Annotated in this window: 9 protein-coding genes and 1 other RNA gene; 2 read left to right on the forward strand and 8 right to left on the reverse strand. The window is 64.3% G+C overall.

Going from position 1 to position 8,708, the window contains the following annotated elements; all coding sequences use genetic code 11:
• Positions 1 to 31 precede the first annotated feature (31 nt).
• Both KDH09_13355 and KDH09_13360 read right to left on the reverse strand, forming a co-directional pair.
• Positions 32 to 1,435 carry a hypothetical protein gene (locus tag KDH09_13355; protein ID MCB0220681.1) on the reverse strand — a complete coding sequence of 468 codons (1,404 nt, stop codon included), beginning with the start codon at positions 1,433 to 1,435 and terminating at the stop codon, positions 32 to 34.
• A 7-nt stretch (positions 1,436 to 1,442) separates the two neighbouring features.
• On the reverse strand, positions 1,443 to 1,976 hold the full coding sequence (locus KDH09_13360) for a damage-inducible protein DinB (GenBank protein ID MCB0220682.1): 534 nt from the start codon (positions 1,974 to 1,976) through the stop codon (positions 1,443 to 1,445).
• A 94-nt stretch (positions 1,977 to 2,070) separates the two neighbouring features.
• On the opposite strand from KDH09_13360, the gene KDH09_13365 reads away from it, so the two are divergent.
• The gene (locus KDH09_13365; GenBank protein MCB0220683.1) at positions 2,071 to 2,739 is read left to right on the forward strand and encodes a metal-dependent hydrolase; all 669 of its coding nucleotides are present in this window, start codon (positions 2,071 to 2,073) and stop codon (positions 2,737 to 2,739) included.
• Between the two features lie 8 nt (positions 2,740 to 2,747).
• On the opposite strand, the gene rnpB is transcribed toward KDH09_13365, so the two are convergent.
• The 4 genes from rnpB to KDH09_13385 all read right to left on the reverse strand — a co-directional run bounded on the left by rnpB (position 2,748) and on the right by KDH09_13385 (position 5,809).
• Positions 2,748 to 3,144, reverse strand: an RNA gene (gene rnpB / locus KDH09_13370) — RNase P RNA component class A.
• A 10-nt stretch (positions 3,145 to 3,154) separates the two neighbouring features.
• The gene (locus KDH09_13375; GenBank protein MCB0220684.1) at positions 3,155 to 4,519 is read right to left on the reverse strand and encodes a hypothetical protein; all 1,365 of its coding nucleotides are present in this window, start codon (positions 4,517 to 4,519) and stop codon (positions 3,155 to 3,157) included.
• A 61-nt stretch (positions 4,520 to 4,580) separates the two neighbouring features.
• The gene (locus KDH09_13380) at positions 4,581 to 5,375 is read right to left on the reverse strand and encodes a prohibitin family protein (GenBank protein ID MCB0220685.1); all 795 of its coding nucleotides are present in this window, start codon (positions 5,373 to 5,375) and stop codon (positions 4,581 to 4,583) included.
• A 53-nt stretch (positions 5,376 to 5,428) separates the two neighbouring features.
• Positions 5,429 to 5,809, reverse strand: a complete 381-nt coding sequence (locus KDH09_13385; GenBank protein MCB0220686.1) for a holo-ACP synthase — start codon at positions 5,807 to 5,809, stop codon at positions 5,429 to 5,431.
• A gap of 118 nt (positions 5,810 to 5,927) precedes the next feature.
• Here KDH09_13385 and KDH09_13390 point away from each other — a divergent pair, with 118 nt between their 5' ends.
• Positions 5,928 to 6,770 carry a sulfurtransferase gene (locus KDH09_13390; GenBank protein ID MCB0220687.1) on the forward strand — a complete coding sequence of 281 codons (843 nt, stop codon included), beginning with the start codon at positions 5,928 to 5,930 and terminating at the stop codon, positions 6,768 to 6,770.
• A gap of 39 nt (positions 6,771 to 6,809) precedes the next feature.
• Here the strand turns inward: KDH09_13390 and KDH09_13395 are convergent, their stop codons facing one another.
• Together KDH09_13395 and mazG are read right to left on the reverse strand one after the other, a co-directional pair.
• Positions 6,810 to 7,985 (reverse strand): hypothetical protein, encoded by a 1,176-nt coding sequence (locus KDH09_13395; GenBank protein MCB0220688.1) that lies wholly within the window; start codon positions 7,983 to 7,985, stop codon positions 6,810 to 6,812.
• Positions 7,982 to 8,708 (reverse strand): nucleoside triphosphate pyrophosphohydrolase (gene mazG, locus KDH09_13400; protein MCB0220689.1); only part of this gene is annotated, 727 nt, incomplete at its 5' end. The genes mazG and KDH09_13395, both read right to left, overlap by 4 nt.

Here is an 8,708-nt window from a genome sequence, read left to right on the forward strand (position 1 = left end):
ACGCGCCGGGCTCTCCCGCGCGGCGTAGGGCTCAGGGCGCGCTCTTCCAGAACAGGAACGATTCTTCCGTGCCACGCGCCGGACACTCGGAGTAGGTCGTCACCGGCCAGTTCGCGCCGATGCAGGGGCCTTCTCCGCCCTGATCGCAAGAGTCCACATTCGTCACCGGCACCGTCGCGTTCAGGTCGTATTTCAGGATGTCCGTGATACGCATGGTGTGAAGTCGAATCATGGTTCGCAGCTGCGAAGCCGAGATGACTTCATCGCCATGTGCGCGGATCTTCGCGCGCGTTGCATCGTGGAGATCGAGACAATACCAGGGCCGGTAGAGCCACGCGCCATACTGGATCAGGTTGAGTGCTGCGAAGGCCCCCAGCAGTGCGGGAGTGCGGCCACGCAACGCGGGGATTCGTTCGCCCAGCCATTCGAGTGCTGCGACCGCAGCGAGCAACGCGCCCGGTAGTGCGGCATAGCCGTAGCGCATTTGCGCCCGCCCCCGGGAGAGCACGGGGATGAGCAAGATCACAACGGCCCAGATCAGGCCAAATCGAACGGTGCGATTGCGCGTCTGAAGAACTGCCGCCGCACCGACGATTAGGCCCAGCGCTGGAAGCGTATACTCGGGCAGAAAGCGCGAGAATCTGTACAGCGTGAACAGGCGTACCAGCAATTCTCCCAGCGCGGCAATGCCATCGATGTAGAACTGAATCGAGTCAGGGCTCGCTCCGGTCAGAGGATCGAGCGTCGCGCCGGGGTTGAGAAACGCCCACGCTGCCAGCAACGCAAGCACCAACTGCAAGCCCGCCAGCGCCGGCACAAGCGCGCGCGCGTCCCGGCGGTCCTGCGTCCAGGCATCGAGCCAGAGCACCGCGGGAAAGAGCATGGCGGAGGTCTTGGACAAAACAGCGAGGACGACGAACGCGAACGACCATGCGAGCCAGCGGCGAGCGCGCGTGCGGCGTTCCCAACACAGGAACGCGACGAGAAGGAATAACCCCATCTGCACGTCACCGGCCGCCGAGGCCCAAAACCATGCCTCGCTCGCGCTGGCGCTGAGCAAAAACACCGCAGCCACCGCCGTCGCGACGGGCTCATCCCAACGCTCGCGCGCAAGCGTCCACATCAGCGCCGTCGCTGCGCCGTGCATCGCGAACGTAACCACAAGGATGAAGTAGTACGGGTGCTCGACTGAAAATAGCGCACCGAGTTTCCAGAGCACAATCCGCACCAGAAACGGCCCGGTCTGCAGTGAGCCAATCTCCGTCCACGGCGCCTTTACGGCGTCGAAAGCAAGGAACAGATCATCTACCGCGAATCCGATAGTCTGGAGGCGGTAGGAAAGCAGCAGAAGGGCCAGCCCCGCCAGCACCACAACCGATCGTATTGACGGCCGCGCCACCGGCACTGGTGAGTTCGGTAGCACGGGATTCGCCACCAGCTACTCAGCCCCCGCGCAACATGATCGCGAAGTCGGTCACCCCGACATCGATCCCGAGCTGCGAGAGCAGCGTGGTGACCTGGCCGCGGTGGTGGGTCTGATGGTTGAACAGGTGAGTGATCGCCCACCAGCGCGGGTGGGTGAATTCATCACCCTTCGCATTCTTGTAGGTCATGTCCTCGGCGAGCTCATCGGCTTCGAGTTGCCCGGCATAGAGCTCAATCTGATGGTCGGTGCGCGCGCGTTCCTTTTGGAGAAGCGCGAAGTCTTCGTAGAGGATGTGGCCGTAGCCTTTGGCCTCGATGAGCCCGCCGCCGGGCGCGTAGGAATACCCGATGGTCGGGTCTTCGGTAAGCCGGGCAAGCCAGGCCCGGTCGGCCCACAGGATGTGGTTGAGCGTGCGCAGGATCGAGCCAAAGAACGCGCCGCGCTCCTCTGCAAGCTGCTCGGCAGGCAGCTTCGCGCACGCGGCATAGAGCTTCTCATTCATCCAGCGGTTGTAACGGGCGAGTTCCTTGTATTGATCGAGCATCGGCATGTATGGCAGCATACTCGACAACAAATCCGCCCGGATAGTCCCGCTTTTCCCATCGCGGCTTTTTCTGATGTCACCAGACTCTAGAGGATCTTCCATGTTTGCGATCAATCACGCTGCCGCAGCCCTGCCACTAAAACGCCGCTTCCCCGAAGCGCCACTCCCATTGCTGCTGCTCTCTGTCCAGGCGATCGAAATCCTCTGGGTTGTACTGAACCTGATTGGCGTGGAATCGACCCGCACGGAGGCAAGCGTGCGCTACGTCGGCGACATCCATCTCTCTCACATGCCCTGGTCCCACTCGGTAGGAGGCGCGCTGTTGGTGGCCGGGCTCATTGCGGGCGGGCTTGCAGTTGCCGGGCGTCGCAAGCTTGCACTGGCGATGGGTCTGGGCGTGCTCTCCCACCTGGTGCTCGATCTGCTTACCCACGCGCCGGACATCGCGCTGTTTCCGCCCTGGGTCAACGCGAAGGTCGGAACGGGCCTCTATCCGCAGTGGCCGCTCATTGCATTTTTCGTGGAGTTCGCATTCGCGCTGTGGTGCTGGCGCGTCTTTCAGGGCTCGCGCGGGTTGCTGATACTTCTCGTGGCATTCAACCTTGCCAACCTCACACTCTTCCTGCCGAATGTAGCCGGGCCCGAAGCGCTGCTCAGCGGAAGGCCGCTGGTGCTCGCAGCGCTGATCGGCGTGCAGATTGCGGTGACACTCACCCTGGTGGGATTGCTGGCCCGCGAAAAAGTCCCCGGCACGAACACGGCCGGTTAAAGAAAAAAAGTGCGAGTGGGGCTGTAAGCCGGATTCTGTCCACATGCTCCAGACTGGTCTGGGGCACGCTGGACGGTCATTCCTCTGGGACGTGCGTTGCCGCACGCCTCTAGCTCGCTACCCGGACGCCTGGCCAGGGGGTCTCGGCTCGTAACGCGTCCCTATTTGCGATTGCTCCGGGCGGGGTTTACCGCGGGGCCCGTTGCCGGGCTCTCCCGGGTGAGCTCTTACCTCACCGTTTCACCCTTGCCTGTGAGCGCCCGAAGGCGCCCCATCGGCGGTTTGCTTTCTGTTGCACTTTCCGTCGGCTTGCGCCGCCTGGCCGTTAACCAGCGCCCGCCCCCATCGGAGTCCGGACTTTCCTCGACACGCCCGAAGACGCGCCGCGACCGTCCGCCCCACTCGCCCGGGCAGTCTAGTTCAAAACGCCTGTGAATGCGCCGGGCCCGGAGAAGCCGCTGCACGCAAAGTCCTGCAGCCCGGACATTCCGGGCGCCCTGTCCGAATACTGCCCGGACGCGAACCAAAGCGCCGGCATACCCGCGTAGCGTGCCGGTTCAAAGAAATACGCCTTTTCGAAGAGCACTTCAGCGAGACTGGTCGCGTCCGAGACCGCATAGATCACGTCGCCGCGAATCCCGCCCGGAACGACCAGAAGGGTCGGCGCAACCGGCGCCCGCTCGCGCCAGCAGCGCGCGACCGCTGCCGCGTCCGCGCGTATGGCCTGCTGTTCCTGCCGGATCGCTCCGAGTTTTTCGAGTGAGAGCAGGTAGGGCGCGCACCCCGCCAATGTGAGGATCAGCGCCGCTGCGATTTGTTCCCTCCTGGTTCTACCGATGCGCTCGCCAATCCGCACCACTGCAATCGAAACCCATAGCGCCGCAAAGGGGATTACCGGCCAGAAGTAGCGAAGGCCGATCGGTTTGCCCAGCATTCCCGATACGATCGCGAACCCGTGAACAAGTGCCGCCGGCGCCAAAAGCGGCAGGAGCAGAGACCATCGTGCGCGATCAGCCAGAAGCAGCAACACCCCCGCAAATGCGAGCAGCAGAAACGCATCGCCGCTCAATCCAAGCCACGCGCCACGCAGCCAGTGAATCATTTCCAGGAATCCCATGGGACGAAAACCGATGATCGCCTCGAATTGCTGCAGGCTTTTCGTCAGCCCCAACCACTGGCCAAAGAGCACCTTCCAGAGCAGCGGATAGGAAACTGCAACAGGCACCAGAACAAGCAGGTCGCCCGCAAGTTGCCGAGCACCGCCTTCCTTCCACCGCCTGGCTGCCATGGCAATTGCCAGCGCAAAAGCAAAGAGCAGGCCCTCCAGTCGCGAGAGCGCGAGCACCGCAAGGGCCACGCGCTGCCCACGTGAAGACTCCCCCAGTGCGTTCAACGACCAAAGCAGCAGGCAAAGCGAAAGCTGCGCGACCGAATTCAGCCCAAGAACGAAGCGAAGCGTGTAAGGATTCGCAAGTGCCAGGAGCGGTGCCAGCCAGGGCAGCATCTTCTGACCGGGAGCCGCCTGGCTCGCCAGCCGCGCCACGAGCCAGGCAAGTGCGCCAAGGTGCAGGCACCCCAGCACGTTCCACCACAATCGCGCGTCCCCCGGCAGCAGCCGTACCAAAGCCATGAGCAGGACTTCGAGTGGATAGCCGTTGGCGTCGCGCAACCACGACGGTGAAGCCGTCATCCGCGTAAGAATCGGCAACGTGTCGTGATGGACGTAGCCGCCCCACCACCAGCTCAGAACGGCGCCGGCAAGCAGGGCCAACACCGGCATCACACGATCGGGCGAGGATCCCTTCGCTGGGGGCGCACCGCTTTCCAAGTCCCGCGGGTCCCTATTTATCCGCGCTCAGAATGACCGGCATCGAATCGCCGGTGTTGCCCACGACGATGATCTTGGAGTTGTTCGACTCGGCCAGTTTCATGGTCGCCTCGATTCCCTTCCATTTGAGCAGGCGCTCGGAGATGCCCTGGCTCACGATGGTCTGGAAGTCGCGCACGCCCTCGGCCTCGATGCGCTTTCGCTCGGCTTCCTGCTTCTCACGCATGAGAACGAACTCCATTTCCTGCGAGCGCTGTTCCTGGGTGAGCTTGTTGTTGATGGCCTGCTTGAGCTGATCGGGAAGCTGAAAGCTGCGCATGAACACGCCTTCGACGACCAAGTGCTTGCCGGCGATCCCTGCCTCGATGAGCTCGAAGGCTTCCTGCTCAACCGCTTCGCGCTTGGTGGAATAGATCTCTTCGGGTTTGTACCGACCGAGCACCTGGCGCGCGGCGCTTCGAAAGATGGGGCCGAGCACTTCGTTGTAATAGAGACGGCCGATCTTCTGGTGAAGCAGCGGCAATTCCTCGCGCAGCGGGCGAAAGCGCATGGAGAACTCCGCACCGACGGTCAGGCCGTTGGAGGTCACCACGTCCATGGTTTCCTTCGCGTCGCGAACCTTGATGTTATAGACGTACATCGTGTTCCAGGGTGCGACGAGGTGAAATCCCTCACCGTAGACCTGGTCCATTTCCGTGCCACCGAAGGCGCGAAAGAGCACGCCGGCCTCACCCGAGTCGATGGTCGTGCAGGCGGTGGCCGACATCGCAAAGAACGCGACCATCACCGTAAGTAGTTTTTGTTTCATGTTCCCCTCCTTACAAGAGAAGTGCTTTGCGCAATGCTGCGCGGAATAAAGGACTAGTTCTCGATGAGCACCATGGCGATGGCGACGCCGCCGTCATGGGAGAGCGAGAGATGCACGCGCGTGGCGCCGAGCTTCTCGAGCGCCGCCTGCGCGCGCGCGGAAGGCACAAGCCGCGGCTGGGACTCGCCGTCGCTCTCGACGCCCACGTCCTGCCACGAAAGTCCCTTCTGTGCGGGACCGAGCGCCTTGTAGAAGGCTTCCTTGGCAGCAAATCGCGCGGCCAGACGCGCGATGCGCGTTGAATCGGCAAGCCCCTCGCAGGCGACGCGCTCGGCGGGCGTGTAGATGCGGTCCAGAAAGCCCTCGCGCCGCGAGAGCGCTTCCTCGATGCGCGAGAGCGCGACAATGTCCACGCCGATGCCCAGAGTGGCCATTCAGGGCTCCCCCTGTTCGGAGCGGTCCGCAAGGGCGTATGATCGAACTGGCGCGTGCATGGCGCCGATTGTCATTGATGGGGCGCGCGCAAGCAAGGCGCCCCGGGAGGCTGACCCCATGGAGCTGCCCACGCCGCTCACAAGCGCTCACTGGCTATATGAGAACCTGCAAAACCCCGCGCTGCGTATCTTCGATGTGCGCTGGTACCTCGACCCCGCGCGCAAGGGGCGCGAGGCCTTTTTGAGCTACCACATCCCCGGCGCGCAGTTTGCCGAGCTCGATACCGAGCTGAGCAGCCCACGCACCCGGCGCTCGGGCCGTCATCCATGGCCCTCAGTTACGCAAATGGTCGAGTTCCTGGAGTCGCGCGGTGTCTCGAACCACTGCGACATCGTCTGCTACGACGACGCCGGCGGCGCGGTGGCCTCGCGGCTGTGGATGATCCTGCGCTGGCTCGGGCACGAGCGCGTCGCCGTGCTCGACGGAGGACTGCCGCGCTGGCAGATGCTGGGGCTGCCCGTCACGAACGCTCCGACGGTCGTCCCCCGCCGCGCGCATTTTGTCCCCTCCCCGCGCGAGTCGCTGCTGGTTAATCTCGGGCAAGCCCGTGCCATCAGCGAGGGCGCCGCGCCGGGCGCGCTGCTCGACGCGCGCGCGGGCGAACGCTACCGGGGCGAGACCGAACCGGTCGACCCCAGGCCGGGGCACATTCCCGGTGCCGCGAACCGCGCGTTTGCCCAGAACCTGCGCGGCGATGGGACGATGAAGCAGCCCGCAACGCTTGTGCGCGAGTTCGAAGGCCTGACGGATGCAGTCCACTACTGCGGCTCGGGCGTCACCGCCTGCCACAACCTGCTGGCCATGGAAGTGGCGGGCCTCAAGGGCTCACGGCTGTATCCTGGTTCGTGGAGCGAGTGGTCGCGTCGCGATAGCCTGCCCGCCGCGCTGGGGGAGGAGTAATCAGCTGGTGCGGGACATGGGTTTGGCTCGCCAAGCCCATCATTGTTTCGGCACGATCGTAAGCTCAAAGAGCTCGGGCTCATAAAGGTACGCAGCACCACCGGCGGCACCGATCTCGAATGTGCGGCCTGCCAGAGTCAGATCCTCGAAACCGCCCACGAAGCGCCCGCCCACATAGAACTCCGTCCAGGGACCGTTCCAGGAAACCAGAATCCGTGTGCGCCCTCCCGCGACAATGGGCTCGGGAAGCGGCAGCGCGGCAACCTCCAACCCTCGCTTCTTGTCGTCGATTCGCGTGACTCGCAGCACCGCGCCGCCGAGTGCGGCGCGATAGGCGACTTCGTCGCCTTTCCATTCGAGCCGAAGCGTCGCGCCAGCTTCCAGCACGAGCCACGCCGCCAGACTCCTGCCCGTCGACTTGTCGCTGCCGCGCAGCACGTGAGCCTGCGAGAGCGGTGCATCGGTCAGCGGCGGGGCAAAGAGGCCTCCGCCCACAATCTCGTCGGGCCCGGCGATTCGCTGCGTCGCGGCCGTCACGACGACCGGAGCACTGAGGACCTTTGCTTCCATGGCAAAGAGTGCGCGCGGGCTGATCTGCTCGCCCGCGGCAGGCGAAGCCGCGCCGGGAAGACGAAAGAACTCCTCAAAACGCGAACGGAAATGCGCCTCATCGTAGCCGACCACCTTGAGGCGCCGCGCCAGCGTGAGACCGCCATCGGGGGCGCGGCGGTATCCGTAGAGAAGATCGCCGACTTCTACCTTTTCCCCGGGACCGACATCTGCCAGCAAGGTGCCACCCTCCAGTTCCAGATCGACCAGCAGCGGGTAGCCATCGATGAAGTCCTGCCGCAGCGCACCCGCGAGCGACGCGAGCTTTGCCGAACCCGCGCGAACTGCCGCGGCATCGCGCGCGCCGCTCGCGCAGTCGCGAATGCGAACCTCGGCGGCGTATTTTTCGGATTTTGTCAGAACAAGCTGCGCGGCCTTTTCGAGCCGCTTGTCGCCGGCGCAGGCCCCCGCGAGATCGGCGGCCTGTACTTCGAGAAGTGCGTAGCGCCGCGTGCGCTCCAGCCTTGCGAGCAGGTCACGCTGCAACTCGGCGGCCTCGGCGCCTCCCGACGGCGGAACGAACCCGAAGACCGTCCGGGCCTGGGCGAGCGCCGGGCAGAGCAGCAGCGTCAGCGCGAGGATCCAGCCGGTCCGGCGCGGACTCATTCGCCCCCGGCCTTCTCGGCCTGACGCGCCACCTGATAGTGCGCTTCCATTTCCTGGATCGTGAGACCCTCAAGCCGCTTGCCCGCCGCCCTGGCGGCCTGTTCGATGGCGGCGAAGCGGCGCTCGAACTTGCGATTGGTACGGCGCAACGCTTCCTCGGGATTGATGCCCCAGCGCCGCGCGATGTTCGCAACAACAAAGAGGACGTCGCCAAGCTCGTCCTCGGCGCGATCCAGGCGCTCGGGATCGTCGATCGGCGCGTCGGGCACCGGGGCCGCATCAACGCCCGAAGCGACCTTTGGAATCTTGCCGTCCGGAAAGAGCTCCTGTGCGAGCTCTCCGAGTTCTTCATTGAGCTTGTCGAAGAGCATCTCGCGCACCGGCCAGTCGTAGCCCACGCGGGACGCCTTCTCGGAGATGCGGCTGGCGCGGCTGAGCGCGGGCATGCTGTTGGGAACGCCCGAGAGCAGGGACTCGCGCTGCTTTTCGCGCTTCTTGATCTGCTCCCAGTTCTCGACGACCTGGCCGGCGGTCTCGGCCTTCACATTGGCAAAGACGTGGGGGTGACGGCGAATCAGTTTTTCGGAAATCCCGTCCACTACGGGAATCAGGTCGAAGCGGCCCTCATCGGCCGCGATCTGGGAATGGAGAACCACCTGAAGCAGCAGGTCGCCGAGTTCCTCCACGATGTCGGCGTCTACCCCCGAATCGATGGCCTCGAGC

It is taken from the genome of Chrysiogenia bacterium (assembly GCA_020434085.1).
Lineage (GTDB): Bacteria > JAGRBM01 > JAGRBM01 > JAGRBM01 > JAGRBM01 > JAGRBM01.

Bases quoted from the DNA above. Each gene is read 5' to 3' on its own strand.
- KDH09_13360 (MCB0220682.1), bottom strand. From the start codon at position 1,976: ATGCCGATGCTCGATCAATACAAGGAACTCGCCCGTTACAACCGCTGG.
- KDH09_13365 (MCB0220683.1), top strand. From the start codon at position 2,071: ATGTTTGCGATCAATCACGCTGCCGCAGCCCTGCCACTAAAACGCCGC.
- KDH09_13375 (MCB0220684.1), bottom strand. From the start codon at position 4,519: ATGCCGGTGTTGGCCCTGCTTGCCGGCGCCGTTCTGAGCTGGTGGTGG.
- KDH09_13380 (MCB0220685.1), bottom strand. From the start codon at position 5,375: ATGAAACAAAAACTACTTACGGTGATGGTCGCGTTCTTTGCGATGTCG.
- KDH09_13385 (MCB0220686.1), bottom strand. From the start codon at position 5,809: ATGGCCACTCTGGGCATCGGCGTGGACATTGTCGCGCTCTCGCGCATC.
- KDH09_13390 (MCB0220687.1), top strand. From the start codon at position 5,928: ATGGAGCTGCCCACGCCGCTCACAAGCGCTCACTGGCTATATGAGAAC.
- KDH09_13395 (MCB0220688.1), bottom strand. From the start codon at position 7,985: ATGAGTCCGCGCCGGACCGGCTGGATCCTCGCGCTGACGCTGCTGCTC.